This window comes from Methanospirillum lacunae (genome assembly GCF_003173355.1).
Lineage (GTDB): Archaea > Halobacteriota > Methanomicrobia > Methanomicrobiales > Methanospirillaceae > Methanospirillum > Methanospirillum lacunae.
Window position 1 is genome coordinate 344,208 of the sequence record NZ_QGMY01000006.1, and the last position, 18,576, is coordinate 362,783.

An 18,576-nucleotide genomic window follows, 5' to 3' on the forward strand; every position below is an offset into this window, starting at 1 on the left:
ATGATGAGATGATGAGTGTTCCAAGAAAAGTCTTTTTTACCCGGGGCGTCGGTATTCACAAAGATAGGCTGGCTTCTTTTGAAGCAGCACTCCGAGCCGCAGGAATTGAGATGTTCAACCTCGTCTATGTATCATCAATATTTCCCCCAAAATGCATAGAGGTTACCAGACTTGAGGGACTTCGCAACTTGAGTCCCGGTGAGATCGTCTATGCAGTTATGGCACGTGCTGATACTAATGAACCAAATCGCCTTGTCAGTGCAGCAGTAGGACTTGCCCTGCCAAAAGAACAGGATCATTACGGATATCTTTCTGAACACCATACTTACGGGGAGACAGAAACCCAGTCTGGTGAGTATGCAGAAGATCTCGCAGCAACAATGCTGGCTACCACGCTAGGAATCGAGTTTGATCCTGATACCGCCTGGCAGGAAAGGGAACAGATCTATAAGGCAAGCGGCAAGATCATTGAGACATCACACATTTGTCAATCTGCGAAGGGTGATGTTTCAGGAAAGTGGACGACAGTAATAGCAGCAGCAGTATTTATAATGGAATAACCCGGATGTGACGGTTATCCACAAAATGAAGGTAATTACGCAATATATTTAATCTATACACCAGATAGTTCTATTATCAGGGTTCCAGAGTACCAGGGAACCCTGATTAATGTAGACAGGGATGGGGTATTGAGCGATTATGGACACCGCTAATAGGCGTGAACTTAAAAATCTTCTCAGGCGGGGGGAGGATGCTCTTCTTCGACATGACTACGAGCGGGCGTCAACATATTTCAGGCGGGCATACACCACAGATCCGGGAAATATTACAGCCATTACAAACCTGGGATATGTATATGCAAGAATGGGCCGATTCTCCCACGCACAGAAGTGTTTTATCACAGCATTGGATATTGATCCCGACAACCAGGTAGCAAGAAAGAACTTAAGCCTCCTGATGAGTCCGGAGAAAGAGAGACGACCGCCATCTTCACCACAGGTGCGGGGACGGCCGGCAGAGGAGATTTTTCTCAGGTACCTCGAGTGGGGAAACCTGCAGATGAAACAAGGTAACTATTACGCTGCAATCCAGTATTTTAAACAAGCGAGTAGAATTCATCCTGATTTTATCGAACCACATCTGAAGATCGGACTTAGTTATGAAGAACTTCAGGAATGGGCAGCTGCTGCAGGAGCTTTTACTGATGCCCTGGATATTTTTCCAAAAGACCCCATCGCACTTGAGCACTTAGATAAATGTAGGGGAATGAATAATGATGATTCTCAAAGAAATTCAGAGAATGAAGCATCAATAGAATCATCTACCAAGGCAATGGATGAAGTCAGGCAGAAATCTGAAGAATATAATCAGCCACCAGATTTATTACAGAAGATGGAGATGCCAACTACTTCTGACAAAACTCCATCCAAAACTGAAGATCTGGCACCGGAAAAACCTAAATCAGAAGATGATGTAATCCGGGCAATTCTTAATCAGTACAGTGATCTTATTAGTTCGGGAAAATCTTCAGACAAAGGGCAAAAAGACCAAACCGGCGAACATATACCTGAAGAGGAAAAACCTGGAACATCAGAACCACCGGTTACGCCAGTTGTATCAAAAAAACAGCCACCGGTCAGTAGTGATGACATGGTCAGCAGTATATTGATGCAGTACCAGGATGATATTGCTGATGAGAGTCAGTCTACATCCCCCGCTTCTGAACCTGAGTCTTCAGACAAAGGGCAAAAAAATCAGACTGGCGAACATATACCTGAAGAGGAAAAACCTGAAACGTCAGAACCACCGGTTACGCCAGTTGTGTCAAAAAAACAGCCACCGGTCAGTAGCGATGACATGGTCAGCAGTATATTGATGCAGTACCAGGATGATATTGCTGATGAGAGTCAGCCTACACCCCCTGCTTCTGAAACTGCGTCTTCAGAGAAGGATCAGGTACCATATACCGGCGATGCACCTTTGAGTGGAGAGAAGATGGACATAAATCAGGCACAATCCAGTGGAATCAGGGTCGATCTAAATGATAATCAGAAAGATGCTCTGCGTGAACTTGGAAACATCGGAGCATCCCATGCAGCAACTACCCTCTCCACGATGCTGAATACCCCTATTATGCTTAATGTTCCAGAGATCAACATCACTGACTTTGAGCATATTAATACTGAAATTGCCCAGGAAAATTCTGCTATGGCCATATTTACCATGGAAGGGCAGATGGCCAAGGCAGGATATGTAATCCTGCACGTTCCCCGGGAATCAGTTGTGTTGATGACTGGTATCATGCTGGGTATGCCTGACGATCCAGGGCGCGAACTCAACGAGATGGACGAGAGTGCTATCACTGAAATCGGAAATATCATGGTGTCAGCATTTCTGGACGGGACAGCAGAATTACTGGGAATCATTATGCTTCCCTCTCCCCCAAGAACAATATTTGACCTTCCTAAAAAAGTCTTTGACCTGATTATTGCAGAAAGTAATATTCGATATGATAATGTTGTCTTTTTCAGAACCGAACTAATCTGTGATGAACATGAACTTAATCTCAACATCTTCATGCTTCCAAACCCTCCGGTTCTTCAGGAGATCGTAAGAATGCTTGAGAAAATTATTGAAGACTCTGCACAAGGAAAATAAAATTAAAACTTTTGTTAAGAAGAGAGATTAGGAAGTATTAAATTTCCCGGGTTGCTCCATCAGCCTGCCGAATAACAAGACGGCCACCCTCTCTTGGAAAATAGGTAATCGTGCGACCTACTGTCCCACCAATATCCTCCTTTATAATTGGTATCGAATTTGCTTTGAGAAGATCACGAAGGGCATCTACATTTCGCTCGCCAATGTTAAGATTACCTGAAAAATTCTGAAACATCGATGCACCTCCTGCAAGTTTTGCCTTTAAGGAAGAACTTTTGCACCCCTTCCCTGCAAGATTCTGTAGAAGGATAGTAACCGCAGTATCAGCATACTTTCCCTCACGCTCACCAGGTTTACCACTTGACTTAGGGAGCATAACATGGGCAAGTCCACCAATCTTTTTCTCTTCATCATGAAGGATCAACCCTACGCATGACCCAAGACCAATAGAAGTCATCACAGTATTACCTACCGACCACTCACCAATGCCTATGATGACCAGATCTTTCTGATCCCGTGTAAATACCGGCGGCGTTGTCATGCTACAATCCTAGATGACTTATCCAGAGGTGGAAATCACACTATCCATTCGTGCAAATAACTCATTGAGAAGCCCTTTACTGGGAAGCAGGATTATATTTGCACTAATGTTATACTCAGCACACTGAAGTTCAGTCTTGAATAAAACCACTTCGTCCACATTTTCATCAATCTCCTGGGTTGCAATAATTGACTGAAGTGCTGCATGAGGCATGTCAATAACCATCGATGGAGGTGACGGGATCATGATAATTGAGAGCAGGGTTGCACAAGCATCAAGGAACGAGGAGGTCATGATATTACCTATCTCATGCAGGGCACTCTTATCCATATCATCGATTTCCCTGTCAGAGGCACTCTGACCAAGCATGATGCTTGTCAGCCTGATAATTGATTCCTTGGGAATATGTATGATAATATAACCGTTCCCAACTAGTTGCCCCTGAATCTGAAATACCACCATCGCTGCTTCGGTGTCATCCAGGTAATAGCGGAGGTTCTGAAGTTGTACCAGTATAATTTCAGGTACATGAATCGAAATGAGGGTGTTCAGTATAGTTGAGAGTGTGGTAGCTGCATGAGAAGCACCGATATTGCCTAGTTCACGCAGTTCATCAGCCTGAATATCAGTTATAAGATGCTCTCCATCAGCAATCACATTGTTCTTCATAACCTTCTTCACCCTTTTACCTGAATTCTTCTTCGCAGATTTCTGACCAGAACCTTCCCGGAGTATCGCTTTTACATCAAGAACAGGTACAACTTCCCCGTCTCCGGGAATAGTAACCCCGCTCACACCATCGCAGGTACCTACAAATTTCGAGAGGGGCTTAATGACAACTTCCTGCTGTCCCTCTATCAGATCAGCGATGACGGCTCCCTTCCGGTTCTGGTTCTGCAGAACCACGATGACTTCTTCGCTCTTTGACCTGCCAAACATATCATCAAGCCTGTAAAGAACGATGATCTCATCGCGCATCAGTATGCCTTCTCCATGACCAATGTTCTGGATAGGGAAGGCAGCAAGACTTGCCACTTCTGCCACATTAGTGATGGGGATCGCACACCTGCGGTTGTTGATCCTGATCATCATCACCATGACGATTGCCATAGTCGGTGGAAGGACAAGTTCAAACCGACTTCCCTGGCCAAATACCGACTCCAGTTTGATTGTCCCCTGGAGAGAGGCAATGGTTGTTCTGACTACATCTAGTCCGACTCCCCTGCCACTGATATCAGTGATCTTATCAGCTGTAGAGAAACCAGGAAGGAAGAGGAGATCGTTGATCTCCGATTCAGACATGGCTGCGAGTGCCTCTTCAGTGGCTAAACCACGCTCAAGTGCTTTCTTTTTAATCTTTTCCTGGTTGATACCCGCACCATCATCCTCAATGACGATGACCACGTTATCCTTATCACGGGAGGCAGAGAGTTTCAGAGTCCCTTTAGGATTTTTCCCATTTCGAATACGAACATCAGGAGGCTCTATCCCATGATCGAGCCCATTTCTGATAAGGTGAAGGAGGGGATCATTGAGACCATCCATTACGCTGCGGTCAAGTTCAGTTTCACCACCTTCGACGATGAAATCAACCTCTTTCCCCTCCTTGGTAGCAATATCACGAACGGTTCGTGGAAACCTGTTGAAAATATGGTTGAGTGGAATCATCCTGATGTCCATCATCATAACCTGAAGGTCAGCCACCGACCTCCCGACCATGTTGAGAGTCTCATCCAGTTCCTTTATCTTGTATTCCTGGGCTATCTGTTCAAGTCTGCCACGGTTGATCACCAGATCCTCAACCAGGTTCATCATGTGATCGAGACGATCAATATCAACCCTGATATTCTTGACTTCACGCTTCTTCTCAACCTTTTCTCCTGCAGAAATACGTGAAGGAGCAAGGGTTCCATTCTGGTGCTCCTCAATTCCTGATCCAGAAAGAATGGGATCTGATACATCCTGTATCAGGGAGACAGAAGAACTTTTGATATCAGACCCTTTCAAAAATGATTTGATCCCCTCTTCAGAAAAGTCTGAACTGGTTAATTCAAAATCGAAAATTCCAGAAAAGGTACCGCTATCTTCAATGACTTCACGCCTCGGAGAGATATTTGTAAGGGCACCGTGTGACTCAAGATTCTGCAAAAGAAGCATGGCCCTCAGATTTTTTGAGTCTACACTCGGAGAGAGCTCAACATGTATCGCATACCTGCTTGCATGTTCAAAGTCGGGTACTGGTTCCACACTTTCTTTTTTCTGTGGAGAAACCTCCTCTGACAGTGAAGATGATCTGATATCTGAAATTGCAAGGATTGTTTCTACTGCCGCTTTTCCTGCATTAGTAACAAAGGTAAGATCAATAATGCCATTAAATGAGGGATCATCTTCAACAACAGTTCTTGATGGAGAAATTGCTGATATACTTCCAATACTCTCCAGGTTCTGAAGGATCAACATTGAGCGCAGGTTTATACTGTCCACTTCAGATGAGAGTTCAATATGAAGTTTGTACTCCGCGTTTCCTGCCTGATCATATGATTCGTATGCCGGATTTTCATACATATCCCCGGCAGGTTCAACTTCAGTTCCAGAATCAGGTATTACTGGTTCCTTCTTCTCCACTGTTGAAGGAGATGACCCGGACAACCATGCTTTTAACGCAGAGACACGCGCATCCCGATGCTCTAAAAGCCCCTCCCCACCAGCTTCGATGTCATCGATCATTGACTCGATATCATCAACACCAGCAAGCAGATCATCCATGAGAGCCTGACTCACATGCAGATTGCCACTACGGATCTGGGAGAATACATCTTCAAGTGCATGACAGATCTCCTCCATGTGCATAAATCCCATAGAAGCAGACATACCCTTGAGTGAGTGCGCAGACCGGAAGATCTCATCAATGGCGTGAGAGTCGGTCCCCTGTTCAAGAATCAGGAGATTACTAACAATACTTTCATGATTCTCCCGCGATTCAGCAACATACAGACTCCGGTATGCATCAAGATCTGACATTCATCACCCTGAGATGCTTTTAACAAAATCTTCGATCTTTCCGGGAATGTTTTTCAGAGGTAGAACATGATCAACAGCCTCACGCTGAAGTGCAGACCTTGCCATTCCATATACCAGACAATCCTCTTGTCTGCATACAATGGTTACTCCTCCTGCTTTCTTGATGGCTTCAGTCCCTTCTCCACCATCATTACCCATCCCAGATAAGATTGCAGAGACACTCCGCCCGCCAAATACCTGTGCAGCAGAAACAAAGGTCTTGTCAACTGCCGGTTTCACGTTATGAACAGGAGGTGAATCAGCATGAACGATCTTTCCTCCCTGTATCCCACCCTTATCAAGGTATGAAGAGACAATTGTATGATATCCGGCTTTAGAGATGAAGACCATACCACGTTTGAGAATATCACCATTTTCTGTCTCTTTTATACGAAGCGGGGATATTCTATCAAGCCTGGCTGCCAGTGCTGCAGTAAATCCGCCCTTTGGCATATGCTGAGTAATAATAACCGCAGCATTTAGGTCTGCAGGCAGGTTGGAGACAACCACATCAAGCATTGGAGGCCCTCCTGCTGAAGACCCAATAAGAACGATATTTTTTGCTATCTCATCTCTCGATGCTGGTTTTGATGTTACATAGGCGATGGTGCAGATGTTTTTAATTTTTGATTTCAGTTCAGCGCCAATCTCCCGGATATTTTTAATTCCCCGGGGTTTTAGCATGAAATCATCAGCACCTAGAGACATCGCCTTCTTGGTCATTTCAGCACCTTCAGAGGTGAGAGAACTCAACATGAGAGTGCGGGGAAATGGTGAAAATTCACGTTTTCTCTCCAGCACACCGATCCCATCAAGCTTGGGCATCTCAATATCAAGCGTGATGAGATCTGGTTTTAACTCACGAATCTTCTCAAGGGCCTCTATACCATCTGAAGCAACCCCGACGACCTGAATTTCAGTGTCGTCAGCCAGCATATCCTGTACCACTGTTCTGATGAAGAGAGAGTCGTCGATGATGAGAACCCGAATCATATTAGGATGCACCAAGAACGTTGGCGATCTCCTCAAGGACTTTGGGAGCCTGGAATGGCTTTACAATGTATCCTCTGGCGCCACTTTTGATCGCCAGTTTTACCATCTGTTCCTGACCAACTGCCGTACACATAATGACTTTGGCGTTGGTATCGAGAGTCTTGATTGCTTTCAAGGCCTCAATTCCATTCATTTTTGGCATGACTACATCCATGGTAACGAGATCTGGTTTAAGATCCCGGTACTTGTTCACACCAATATCTCCATCCTCTGCCTCTCCCACAATCTCGTGTCCACCGGCAGAGAGGATATTCTTTAATAATGTCCGCATAAAGAGGGTATCATCGACAATGAGGATTCTTCCCATAGGTGAACGCTTCCTCCTATGATTAAGAAGCTGCGTACTGGTAAAAGTATTTTGTATTGAGACCAGACTTATGCTGGTGGTTTCAATGCATCAGTTATGTATCTGACACCTTTTGGGGTGAGTTGAACTTCTTTACGGATCATCACCACATCAACAAGTTTCAGCTTCAGAAGAGTATCGTAGATTACATCCAGTTCTTTGGCAGAAAGACTCAACATATTTTCAATGGATTTTGTGTCCATCCCACTATAGATAAGCATAGCAACCTGGGCAGTCTGGGCATCAAGTTGATCCAGTTCTGAACCCTTCATGTCCATATCTTTGGTTGCATCACGAAGGAAATTATACAGCACCTGAAGTGTTGATAGTGGGCAAAGAACAAATGAAGTCACCACCTCACTGTTTTCGAGGTGATCAACCTTTACGACATCAAGTTTCTTATGCTGCAGTTCCCGCTTGGTCAACTCAAGGCTTGCGACCTCTTTAAGAGGAACACAGATCATCTTCTCCTGGCTCACAAACCAGATTCCAGTCTTGAGAACTGCAATAGCTCCTTTTTCCCACTTTGCATTCGTGACCAGAACCCCACCTCTGATTGCGGGCGACATAAAGTGTGCCATCAGTCGGTAAGCATTGCAGGCCATAATGATCTTTTTATTCAGAACCTGCAGAACTTTCTCGACCGAGGCGATCTTGTATGTTTTTTCAGATTTATCTGCACCTGTTACTATCAGGATGTCTACCTGACCACGTAATTGGAGATCAACGATACTCCGGAAGGAGATCTCAAGATTATAAGGATCCTTGAGGATTAGACTATCCTTGGCTATCTCGATCTTTGATGTAACCCAGGAACCCCCTTTCTCCAATTTTACCGGAACTTCTGCCATTGAACCCTTGTACTGAAATATCTATGCCGCTATTATTTGTTCTTTGCTTTTTTAGTAATGATTTTCATGATATCTTCAAGTTCTTCTGCCAGTTCTTCGGCAGTAACATGGACATCCTTGAGATCTCTGAGGAGAACATCATCATCACGTTTCTTTAGATCACTAATATCTGCCTTGAGCGACGCAATTAGATCGTCATCACCCAGACCACCTTTACCCTGGGAGAGTTCAAACTGCTCCTCGCCACCTCCCGAGTCATCATCTCCCCCATACATATAAGGAGTCTCTTCAGACGAACTGTAAGAGGCGAGGTCACTCCCACTGATCGAATCGCCACCCTCCATGGTTGAAATGATCTCACCACCAGAGTCTGATCCGATCTCAATAGTGCTCGAGTATATCTCATCAACCTCATCAGATGGTTCATCAGTATCAATCACCACATCCTCTTCTTCGTCACTCGTGGTGATATCCATCCTTCGAACCTGTTCTTCAGAGGGGAGTTCCTGCATAACATCAGTATCGCCATAGGGAGTACGTACTGAATCAAATTCAGGGTTTACTGATTCCAGTTCTGCATCGATATCAAGACTATCATCAAGATCAAGACCATCAAGGAGATCATCTCCCAGATTATCATCATCTTTCTGAGATATGCCCGAAGATGACTCCCCGGAGTCAGAAGAATCTCCTGCTTCTTTTACAGAATCATCCTTTTTTACCTTTTTGGTAGGTTTTTCTTTCTTTTCAGTTTTTCCTCCGGTTTTTGGTAGAGAAAGATTTACAGAAGGAAGTGACGGCATCTTTGGGAGTTTCTGAAGCAACCCTGATATGAGACCACCACCGGAACCTTTTGATGCTGTATTCTTCTCCACCTTCGATTTTGGCTTCTTTGGTTTTGGTTTTCGGTTTTTTAGTTTTATCCGTAGTTCCTTGATCAGTTCAGAGAGAATGAGCATACCGGTTGCAACCATCAGACCTAATGCAAGCCCAATTACAACCATCATCAGGTATAGAACCGGGATATCAAATATCAGGAGAATTGAACCGCCAAGCACTATCGTAATAAAGATGAGGAGACGGCGGGTCGAATCGGTTAGTTGCATCATCTTTATACTCCTTCAAAGGTGGGAATCTTGAAGAAGATTCCGATCATGATCGGGGCGATTATATAGATTATTCCAGTTGTTGCACAAAGAAGACTGGCGAAAAAGTAAATTAGAGACCTATCTCCCCCGTATACTACTTTTCCGGCAAATATATTGGCTATTGTTAACATGGTTATGGTAATTACCACATATGTTCCGATTACTTTAGCATCAAAATTTGCAAATACAAAAAGACTTCCTGAAACTGCTGAGGCTATCGACGCTCCCTGACCAGCAGTTAACGCTGCACTAGTTTCTCCAAGCGTAGCCATTTTTGCTGTAATTGCATCAGACATTGTTACGAGGATATGAAAGAGAAAGAGAAAGATCCCAACCATCATTGCATGCATAGGAACCAGAAGAACAATAAAACCCATAGACAATGTATGCCGGTGTTCACGCAGTAGAACCTGATCAAGCATGGAAGAACTGACAATTTCACCAATTTTATCAGCTTTCCCTCCAATCTGGATAGAATCACGATAGATATTCAGATATTTATAGATCAGATAACTCCCGCTATCATTGATAAAGCGCTGCCAACTCTGTTTATCACTGAGACCAAGATTTAACTTAGTATAAACACCGTTGACTAATGGTTCCAGGTATTTCAGGGACTTTTTATCAATATCTGCCAAGGCTGGCGCCATTGTTGTCCCTTTTCCACCCTGGATTGCACCGACACTGCGAATAAAAGTAGGAAACTCTGCATCTCTGAGGGTAATATTACCATCATCAATGAACCCGATAACACCAAGCGGAAAGAGTAACATCCCGATGAGCATGAGAATAAGTCCGTAGTTCATCCCAAGCAACAGGAGAAGGAGAACAATAACAGCAAGTATCGGTACAACCTTGCGTTCCATTCGATGAATCATATTCTGTTCAGGAGAGCCTTGAGAGAGACCATGAGTTTTAGGATCACCAGGAACTGCTTTATACATCGTGGTGATTCCAAGCACCGATATTGAAAATATGATGAGATATGAGACTGACAAAGTTCCCTGAACATTTTCAGGAGCATAGATAGCTATTGAGACCATGATAATGATCCCAACTAAAGAACCTGAAAAGAGCATTGAAACATAAGCATCACCCCACTTCTTTAGCATTTCAAGCCCCTGCTCATACGTTGAACGGTACACATTCCGAATGGTATCAAGTTCCCGGGTCAGGAAATCTTCATCAGGAACACCGGACTCAATTGCATTTGCATACCGATTTACCATTGAGAAGAGCATCTCATTCTCGATCTTTTTTGCTACGTTAACCAATGCTTCAACATAACTGTACCCCCACCGTTTGACAAGGATATCTGCACGATGAATATATTTTGTTGAAACATACTCACGACGTGCCCCAGTATATGCAAAGATCTCAGGGCGGGACGCATTTGCGGTTATAATCGCAGCCATGTAGGTGAGCATGAAGAGCAGATCAGAGCCCATCATCTTGTCTTCAACAAAAAACTTGAACAATTTGGCCCTAAACGCAAGCACTGTCCCTTCGAACGGGATAGTACCGTTATTTGACTGCCGTATCCGATCTAAAAGACTCTCAAACACGATATTCAAATCCTTATATTTCAATGTTGAGAAGACCCTGCTTCTTAAGTTTTGTCAACATATTATGAAGTTCGATAAAGTCGGTGTACCCTGCCTTATGAAGTCGCTCAAGAATTTTAGCGCGCTTTTCGACTTCCATGTATATTTGTGCTTTTTTATGTTCAGGGATACCTAGCATCGTTGCAATCTTGCTCTCCAGAAGATAACTCGAACCTTTTCCTGTGAATTCATGGGTATCTGTAACCGGGTCCCAGGTAAATACCTGAACAAATGAAAAACCACCGCTCTCCGGATCATATCCCACCAGTTCACTTACGGCCAGCTGACGACGCACCATACTTCCATCAGGTCTTCTTACCGCACTCTGGATAACCACCAGATTCAGATTATCAATGAAAGTTTTTGGAATACTGATAGGGTCACCAGTAAGACGCTGGATTAGTTTTTCCACCGACGCAGCGTGGAAAGTCGACATTACCGGGTGACCCGTCTGCATGGCACCAAACGCGACTGCTCCTTCAACTCCTCGTATTTCTCCGACAATGATCATATTTGGACGCTGACGGAGTGCTGCACGAAGAAGATCGAACATGGTAACATCTCCACCCTCACCTTCACCCTTCCCTTTACCCTTGGAAACCTCACGCGACCAGTTCCTGTGAGGAATGATAACTTCAGGGGTATCTTCAATGCTTACTATCTTTCCTTCAGGTGAGATGAAGGTTGTAAGTGCATTCATACTGGTTGTTTTACCACTGGCCGTCTCACCGGACATGAACATAGACATGCCATTTTCTATGCATATCCAGAGATATGCCGCAAGTGAATAACTACAGGTCCCAAATTCAACAAGTTTGGTGATAGAGATGACATCATCCATCGCCTTACGTATTGTGAAATTACTCCCTCTCCTGCTGATTTCTGATGAATACACAATATTGATACGTGATCCATCAGGGAGTGTTGCATCAACAATTGGATTTCTATATGTAATCGGGCGCCTTGACTTTTCTGCTAGTTTGATACAGAAATCATCGAGGACGGGTTCAGAATCAAAACCAACCACAGACTTCAGACCTTTGAAGATCTTGTGCTCGATAAAGATCGGACCAAGACCATCACAAGTGATATCTTCAATAAAATTATCAGAGATAAAGGGGAAAAGAACTCCGACATCGATCTTATCCCTAATCATCTGGTATTCGATAGCTTCAAATTCTTGAGGGCTTACAATGATTCTTCCATCTGCCAGATGAGGAACATCAGTAAAGATATGACTCTCTTCAGGTTCTTCTTTTGCAGTCAAATCGGTAGCTAGAAATGATTTTACTTTGTCAGAAAATGATTGCGGGCCCTCTATCTTGAGAAGTGAGGGATCGATTGCCTGACCAGGTTTTTTGATATAGAGAACCTGTCTAAGGAGCCTTTTTAGAACAACGGTCCTTTCTTCTGCAGTTACCGGGTCCTCATCAAGAGCATCAAGAAGATCCACCAGCCTGTACTCAATTGCAGGAAGAAGATTGCCAATATTGTGAAGAAACGACGGTTCAATTGGGATATAATAATTCCTCACATCAGTCGGATCAAAGAAGATGTGAATAAAGATTGGTGGTTTTGCAGGGTATATGAGGTTTGGATCCTTGATTCCTTTAAGATCACGTTTTAATTCTGAGAAGAAGAGAGGTATTCCAAACTCGTCCACCGGAAATATGTGGAGATACTCCAGCAGATGCGGATAGTTTTTGGCATACTCTTTTGCATTCGCCGGAAGCATCCGATAGAGTGCGCACGAGTCAGGGTTGATAAGACACTCTTCAGTGTCATGACTCTCCGCTTCCTGGAAGGGGGCCTTCCCCTGGATAATCAGTCGTGCCATGATCAGACTTTTGCCAGGGAGACCGGGATGATCTTCATCCCATAACCGGGGTGTACCTCAAAACTGACCAGATTACCAGTCGTCTTTCGAGCACCTCTGACCTTCACAACCTCAAGCACCATGACATACTTATCACCCATCAACTTGCGCATCATCAGAAGATGAGCATCACAGATGGATCTCACACGGGTGAGTGTCTCATCTGAAAATGCATAACTGTGCATTGTAATAAGGATGGTCTTTCCCTGGTCACAGATATTTTTGGCCTGGGTTAGGAACGAGAGTACCGCTTCCTGACTCGTATATTCAGTAAATATTGTAAGTGAATCAATGATTGCGACATCAGCATTACTAAACTTGACGTGCATGATGATTCGCTCAAGGATGTCATTCATCGCATCAGGAGTCCATTTGAACTCAACTAAATGACAGTGAAAAAGTCGAATATATCCCCAGGCAAAGAAGTCTGAAATGTCAAGGGACATCGACTCCATCTGGGTGAGAAAACTTTTCGTCGTTAGTTCTGTTGAAAAGAGATCCACACGCAGATTATTACGCATACTTCCGGAGATAATCTGTTGAGTGAAAACGCTTTTCCCTGTGTCATTCTCACCCTCAATGAGAATCAGGGAACCGAGCGGCAGTCCATCTGCGATCTTTTTATCGATCTCAGCATTTCCTGTTGTTAGAATCCGCTTTTCTTCTTTTCCAAGAAGTTCAGAAATATCTGCCGACTGACCCTCAGAGCCGGCTGAGAGATCGAGTTCTGCCATCTATGAAAACCCCAATATTACTACTCTGCAGCGAGGTTAATAGATATTCCTAAAGATATCAGAGATTAGTAGAAGCAGTGATCCCATTAGGTGTAGAAATCTTGGTCCAGTCTGGATTAATTGACCCATTGATCCTGATTTCCAAAGTCTCACTTGGATCCCACATATCTTTATTCATCAAATCATTTGGAATAACATATGAAAAATGGGGAGTAACAAGAGTATTAGAAGTATAACGTCTCAAGGTGTTTGATCCCTTATCATACACATAAAGATCTGTTCTAGCAACATCACTTGGGGTATATGTGATACTTCCAGTGTTATTGAGATCTACTACTAACCAATAATCAGAACCATCTGGACCTTTTGTAGTAGAATCAATTCTGAATAGTGACTGTCGAATCCCATCTTGAATATTCCCCATTTCAATTTGAGAATTCATTGTAGATTCAGCAATCGTCAGAATTCCAGCAGCAATTACATAGCCCCCTGTGAGTATGAGTACGAGTGCGACTGCCCCAGTTACAAGAGATGATACCATATATCAAGTTGGCCGTGAGAAGGAGACAGAACGTCTAATACTATTAGGAGTTGCAAATGTAAATGACAATGTATCAGTTGTAGCAATTGTTAAGCCAGTTATCGTTATCTCCAGAGTTTCCCCAATATCCCAATAACCATTATCTACGGCATCACCAAGAGCATAATTAAAATTTTTCGCCGCAGCTCCACCAAGTCCATAAGAATATCGTTCTATCGAAGTAATGGTTCCATAATAGACATCAGATTTCTGAATATCATAGATGGATACTCGTGTTGCCCCAACATTCTTCATCCATACCTTGATACTAGTGTCGCTAGCAAAAGTGTTCACAATCCTAAAGTCGGTTTTCATCTTCTCGTCAGCAGAATGGGCAACTGTCCCAAAGGTATCACCTGCCGAAAATATGGCGGGCAATATCGCAGCGATGAGGAAAGCAGCCCCCACTGCCGCCCCAATAAGGAGAATTGATGACGATATTGCTTCTCCAGCCATTACAAAGATTACTCACGTGTTGGGATGTATTCAAATTCTGAGTCGTCTTCACTAAGGTTCTCTGCATCTTCAAGCCTACCGGCTGGAGTGGAGATCTTTCGCTTCTCAATCAGGACATCTAACATGTCACGATCAAGACCAGGATCATCAGGCTGCAGAATACGGTTCAGTTCGTATAATGCAAGAACAAACTCATCTGCCTTCATTTCATGAACTTCCCCAATTGAGGGAGCCATCAAACGCGCAATATCCTTAACCTGTTTACAATGATCATCAGAGATGTGACCCATCTCCTTGTATGATTCAAGCATGAGATCAACACGATCGTGGCCATATCGCTTGACGTTGCTTGATGTCCATTCAAACAGGCTAAATACCTTCTGGATTTTCACCTTTTCACGCGGCTTTTTAGGTTTGATCTGATCACGCTGGGCAGGTTCTGAAAATAACTGGTTCCGTAATGACTCAAGCATTCCCTTTTCTGCAGCCAGTGATGAGAGAGCAGAAGATACCCCCGCCATCTGATTTCCACCGCCACCCACAGACAGTCCCCCACTGTCAACGGGTCCTGCTCCTCCTGCTGATTCCATTATATCAGGTTCGTCACTCATTGCACCGCTCTCCGATATCGTTTCAACCGCTGGTTCCTCGTCATAATCATCAATGTACCCTTCCATTGGAGTTGGCGAGGAAGCATGCTGCCCCACAAACTCCACAGGGTTACCCTTGAGGGCCTGAACAAGCGGATTTTCCGCATCGTTCATTCGTTCACGAATGTCTATGAGCAGGCGCTTGATCGAGGTCTTGAGCAATTCAACTTCATCTCTCAGTTTTAGAAGTTGGATCTCCGGATCTTCCGAAGATGCCGATGAGATGATGCTGTCGACCTGCGCCTGGTTGACTGCCATAGTGATCTATCTGTTACTATCTGAGATATTTAATAGTTAGGACCTGAAACGCACGAGTTTTATAAAAGTATTCAATTAAAAGTGCCAGGTATTTTCCCGGATCTAATTATTCATGCTGGCATGATTTGTCAGATTCACGACGCCAAATTGTCCCCTTCGTAAACTGGATCTTGAATGATACAATGTTAAATCCCATAATGAACAGAACTCTCCCAATAGTGAATACCATAACCAACACCGACAAGATGAAATTGTTTATTGATGTTGCACGAGGAGTCAGACCTGCTGATCTGGTAATAACCAATGCTCAAATATACAATCCATTTATCAGGGAATGGGAGATAGGTTCACTGGCTATTCAGGATGGCAGAATTGCCGGAGTCGGAAATTATCATGGCATGCATGAACTGAATCTCAAAGGATTGTCAATAGTCCCAGGATTAATTGATGCTCATGTTCATATTGAAAGTTCACTGCTCACTCCAGCTGAATATGCCAGAGTTGTACTCTTGCATGGAACAACAACAGTAATCGCAGACCCACATGAGATCGCAAATGTCTGCGGTAAAGATGGGATCAAATACATGTTGAAATCTCAAGATGTTACACCTCTAGACCTGTTCTTTACCCTCCCCTCCTGTGTTCCTGCCACTCCCCTTGATGAGTCAGCAGAAATTTTGAGTGCTGAAGATCTGACTATGTTCATACATCATAGTGGAGTTGTGGGACTGGGTGAGATGATGAACGTACCAGGGACACTAAACCAGGACCCTGATGTGATGAAAAAACTTGCTCTTTCTGATATCAAAGAAGGGCATGCTCCATTTCTCAGAGGTCCCGATCTTCAGGCATATATAGCAACAGGGGTCCAGTCAGATCACGAAACAATCTCATTGGAAGAAGCCCGGGAAAAAATAAAGTCCGGGATGTATCTGTATGTCAGGGAGGGTTCAACAGAAAAAAACCTTAATGTTCTTCTTCCTGCCATTACTTCAGCAACCGCAGATCGATGCTCATTTTGTACCGACGACCGCCATGTAGATATGCTTGTAGAATCAGGTCACATCGATGATTGTATAAGAAAAGCAATCGAATCAGGCCTTGAACCTGAACTCGCCTATCGCTTGGCAACCCTCTCACCTGCTGAACGGTTTGGATTGCATGATCGTGGGGCCCTAAACCCTGGACGGCTCGCGGACTTCTGTGTTATAGACGACGTGAATACCTGCAACGTAATAAGAACCTTCAAGCATGGTAAGGAAATTCTGAACATTTCCTATCATGCCACACCAACCTGTTCATACCAATTCAGATCGCATGTTCCCTCACCTGAAGATATCAGGATTACAGGTAATGGAAGGGCTCGTGTTGTGGGGATTATTCCAGAACAGATAGCAACCGATTCTCTCATCTATGAAATATCAGGAGAGACACCTTATGACATCGATCAAGATATCATCAAAGTCGTGGTAGCATCCCGTTATTATGAGGATCGGGTGGGAATAGGGCTGGTTCACGGGCTCAAGATGAAAGAAGGTGCAATTGCCAGTAGTGTAGCACATGATTCACACCATGTCATCGCAGCAGGAACATCCGATGATGAGATCCTTCATGCCTGTCGTGAAGTAATCAGGAATCGGGGGGGAATGGTTTGTGTTCATGATGGGTTCTCCACAGTCCTGCCCTTATCCTGTGCAGGCCTGATGGCCGATGAACCATACACGCAGGTTTACAACCAATTATCAAAACTCAACAAACTGACGGAAAAAACCGGAGCCATCGAAAACCCATTTATGTATCTCTCATTCCTCTCCCTTACAGTGATTCCCTCTCTGCGGATTACTCCTGGAGGAGTATTTGACTGTTCATTATTTGCGCAGGTTCCCCTGTTTATAGATGAAATGGGATCGTAAAAGAGGCTGGATTACAATAACCCGGCATCCTTATCCTCATCCACTTCAATTTTTGTACAGATAAATCATGAAAAAAATGATCCTGTTGTTTTTGATCAGCATGTCTGTCCTATGGTTAACCGGTCAGGTGTGGGCAGATACCAATACCAGTCTGAAAACGGCTCAAGATCATTACACGATGGGTAATGCATTCTATAGTTATGGCATTGTAGAGAATGCAACCCGTGAATATCAGATAGCAGTCAGTATGGATCCCAATTTATCTGATGCCTGGAACAATCTGGGTCTGAGCCTGACAGCACAGAAACGGTACTCAGAGGCAAAGGATGCATTAGAGAATGCAACCCGCCTTAATTCCACAGACCCAGAAGGTTGGTACAACTTGGGCTATACACTTGGAATGCTTGGCAACAAGTCAGAAGAGGTATCTGCATATGAGAAGGCTATCAGTATCAACCCGAATATGACAATTGCCTGGCGAAATATTGGTGTTGTCAGATACGAGGAGCAGAACTATACCGGAGCGGCAGAGGCATTCGAAAAGGCAACGAAGTTTGATCCAAGTTCGGCTCTTGGATGGTATTACCTTGGAACTGTGTATGAAAAGACCGGAAACCTGACTGGTGCTGCAGATGTCCTAAAACGAGCAGTTGATATGGATAAAAATCTCACTATGGCAAAAGACCGGCTTAAAGCAGTAGAGAAAAATCTCTCCGACAGTTCTTCAAGTTCATCAGTCACTCCTTCTCAAGCAACAGGCAAAAAAACTCCCCTTCCAGCGGTAGTTGTTATCTTCTCACTGGTTGTTGCCGCGACTGTAATGTTCTTTAGAAGATAACCTTTTTTTC

16 protein-coding genes are annotated in these 18,576 nt (G+C 44.0%); 4 read left to right on the top strand and 12 right to left on the bottom strand.

From position 1 onward, the window contains the following. The first annotated feature begins 11 nt into the window (after positions 1-11). Both DK846_RS07480 and DK846_RS07485 read left to right on the top strand, forming a co-directional pair. Positions 12-560: a pyruvoyl-dependent arginine decarboxylase gene (locus DK846_RS07480; protein WP_109968296.1), complete on the top strand. Its 549-nt coding sequence runs from the start codon at positions 12-14 to the stop codon at positions 558-560. 139 nt (positions 561-699) lie between these two features. After that, positions 700-2,658 carry a chemotaxis protein CheC gene (locus tag DK846_RS07485; RefSeq protein WP_109968297.1) on the top strand — a complete coding sequence of 653 codons (1,959 nt, stop codon included), beginning with the start codon at positions 700-702 and terminating at the stop codon, positions 2,656-2,658. Between the two features lie 37 nt (positions 2,659-2,695). On the opposite strand, the gene DK846_RS07490 is transcribed toward DK846_RS07485, so the two are convergent. The 12 genes from DK846_RS07490 to DK846_RS07545 form a co-directional block, all read right to left on the bottom strand. Beyond that, a complete protein-coding gene (locus DK846_RS07490) occupies positions 2,696-3,199 on the bottom strand; it encodes a chemotaxis protein CheD (RefSeq protein WP_109968298.1) in 504 nt (167 codons plus the stop codon). A gap of 18 nt (positions 3,200-3,217) precedes the next feature. Further along, complete coding sequence (locus tag DK846_RS07495; protein WP_109968299.1) at positions 3,218-6,220, bottom strand: chemotaxis protein CheC; 3,003 nt, start codon at positions 6,218-6,220, stop codon at positions 3,218-3,220. Positions 6,221-6,223: 3 nt separating this feature from the next. After that, positions 6,224-7,252 (bottom strand): chemotaxis-specific protein-glutamate methyltransferase CheB, encoded by a 1,029-nt coding sequence (cheB, locus tag DK846_RS07500; protein ID WP_109968300.1) that lies wholly within the window; start codon positions 7,250-7,252, stop codon positions 6,224-6,226. A gap of 1 nt (position 7,253) precedes the next feature. Next, positions 7,254-7,619 carry a response regulator gene (locus DK846_RS07505; RefSeq protein ID WP_109968301.1) on the bottom strand — a complete coding sequence of 122 codons (366 nt, stop codon included), beginning with the start codon at positions 7,617-7,619 and terminating at the stop codon, positions 7,254-7,256. A 68-nt stretch (positions 7,620-7,687) separates the two neighbouring features. Beyond that, positions 7,688-8,509: a CheF family chemotaxis protein gene (locus DK846_RS07510; RefSeq protein ID WP_109968302.1), complete on the bottom strand. Its 822-nt coding sequence runs from the start codon at positions 8,507-8,509 to the stop codon at positions 7,688-7,690. Between the two features lie 32 nt (positions 8,510-8,541). After that, a complete protein-coding gene (locus DK846_RS07515) occupies positions 8,542-9,618 on the bottom strand; it encodes a hypothetical protein (RefSeq protein WP_109968303.1) in 1,077 nt (358 codons plus the stop codon). 2 nt (positions 9,619-9,620) lie between these two features. After that, positions 9,621-11,222, bottom strand: a complete 1,602-nt coding sequence (flaJ, locus tag DK846_RS07520; protein ID WP_181391685.1) for an archaellar assembly protein FlaJ — start codon at positions 11,220-11,222, stop codon at positions 9,621-9,623. 13 nt (positions 11,223-11,235) lie between these two features. Further along, a complete protein-coding gene (locus DK846_RS07525; RefSeq protein WP_109968304.1) occupies positions 11,236-13,098 on the bottom strand; it encodes a type II/IV secretion system ATPase subunit in 1,863 nt (620 codons plus the stop codon). A gap of 2 nt (positions 13,099-13,100) precedes the next feature. After that, the gene (locus DK846_RS07530) at positions 13,101-13,871 is read right to left on the bottom strand and encodes an ATPase domain-containing protein (protein WP_109968305.1); all 771 of its coding nucleotides are present in this window, start codon (positions 13,869-13,871) and stop codon (positions 13,101-13,103) included. Between the two features lie 58 nt (positions 13,872-13,929). Beyond that, positions 13,930-14,412 carry a hypothetical protein gene (locus tag DK846_RS07535; protein ID WP_109968306.1) on the bottom strand — a complete coding sequence of 161 codons (483 nt, stop codon included), beginning with the start codon at positions 14,410-14,412 and terminating at the stop codon, positions 13,930-13,932. 3 nt (positions 14,413-14,415) lie between these two features. After that, on the bottom strand, positions 14,416-14,907 hold the full coding sequence (locus DK846_RS07540) for a hypothetical protein (protein WP_109968307.1): 492 nt from the start codon (positions 14,905-14,907) through the stop codon (positions 14,416-14,418). Between the two features lie 8 nt (positions 14,908-14,915). After that, the gene (locus tag DK846_RS07545; protein WP_109968308.1) at positions 14,916-15,815 is read right to left on the bottom strand and encodes a hypothetical protein; all 900 of its coding nucleotides are present in this window, start codon (positions 15,813-15,815) and stop codon (positions 14,916-14,918) included. 197 nt (positions 15,816-16,012) lie between these two features. Here DK846_RS07545 and ade point away from each other — a divergent pair, with 197 nt between their 5' ends. Both ade and DK846_RS07555 read left to right on the top strand, forming a co-directional pair. After that, positions 16,013-17,728, top strand: a complete 1,716-nt coding sequence (ade, locus tag DK846_RS07550) for an adenine deaminase (protein ID WP_245926492.1) — start codon at positions 16,013-16,015, stop codon at positions 17,726-17,728. 67 nt (positions 17,729-17,795) lie between these two features. After that, the gene (locus DK846_RS07555) at positions 17,796-18,566 is read left to right on the top strand and encodes a tetratricopeptide repeat protein (RefSeq protein WP_109968309.1); all 771 of its coding nucleotides are present in this window, start codon (positions 17,796-17,798) and stop codon (positions 18,564-18,566) included. Positions 18,567-18,576 lie beyond the last annotated feature (10 nt).

Excerpts from the sequence above, each read along its gene's own strand:
- DK846_RS07485 (WP_109968297.1), top strand. The coding sequence starts at position 700 with ATGGACACCGCTAATAGGCGTGAACTTAAAAATCTTCTCAGGCGGGGG.
- DK846_RS07525 (WP_109968304.1), bottom strand. The coding sequence starts at position 13,098 with ATGGCACGACTGATTATCCAGGGGAAGGCCCCCTTCCAGGAAGCGGAG.
- DK846_RS07510 (WP_109968302.1), bottom strand. The coding sequence starts at position 8,509 with ATGGCAGAAGTTCCGGTAAAATTGGAGAAAGGGGGTTCCTGGGTTACA.
- DK846_RS07495 (WP_109968299.1), bottom strand. The coding sequence starts at position 6,220 with ATGTCAGATCTTGATGCATACCGGAGTCTGTATGTTGCTGAATCGCGG.
- DK846_RS07490 (WP_109968298.1), bottom strand. The coding sequence starts at position 3,199 with ATGACAACGCCGCCGGTATTTACACGGGATCAGAAAGATCTGGTCATC.
- DK846_RS07535 (WP_109968306.1), bottom strand. The coding sequence starts at position 14,412 with ATGGTATCATCTCTTGTAACTGGGGCAGTCGCACTCGTACTCATACTC.
- DK846_RS07555 (WP_109968309.1), top strand. The coding sequence starts at position 17,796 with ATGAAAAAAATGATCCTGTTGTTTTTGATCAGCATGTCTGTCCTATGG.
- DK846_RS07530 (WP_109968305.1), bottom strand. The coding sequence starts at position 13,871 with ATGGCAGAACTCGATCTCTCAGCCGGCTCTGAGGGTCAGTCGGCAGAT.
- cheB (WP_109968300.1), bottom strand. The coding sequence starts at position 7,252 with ATGATTCGGGTTCTCATCATCGACGACTCTCTCTTCATCAGAACAGTG.
- DK846_RS07540 (WP_109968307.1), bottom strand. The coding sequence starts at position 14,907 with ATGGCTGGAGAAGCAATATCGTCATCAATTCTCCTTATTGGGGCGGCA.
- DK846_RS07545 (WP_109968308.1), bottom strand. The coding sequence starts at position 15,815 with ATGGCAGTCAACCAGGCGCAGGTCGACAGCATCATCTCATCGGCATCT.
- DK846_RS07505 (WP_109968301.1), bottom strand. The coding sequence starts at position 7,619 with ATGGGAAGAATCCTCATTGTCGATGATACCCTCTTTATGCGGACATTA.
- DK846_RS07480 (WP_109968296.1), top strand. The coding sequence starts at position 12 with ATGAGTGTTCCAAGAAAAGTCTTTTTTACCCGGGGCGTCGGTATTCAC.
- DK846_RS07515 (WP_109968303.1), bottom strand. The coding sequence starts at position 9,618 with ATGATGCAACTAACCGATTCGACCCGCCGTCTCCTCATCTTTATTACG.
- ade (WP_245926492.1), top strand. The coding sequence starts at position 16,013 with ATGAACAGAACTCTCCCAATAGTGAATACCATAACCAACACCGACAAG.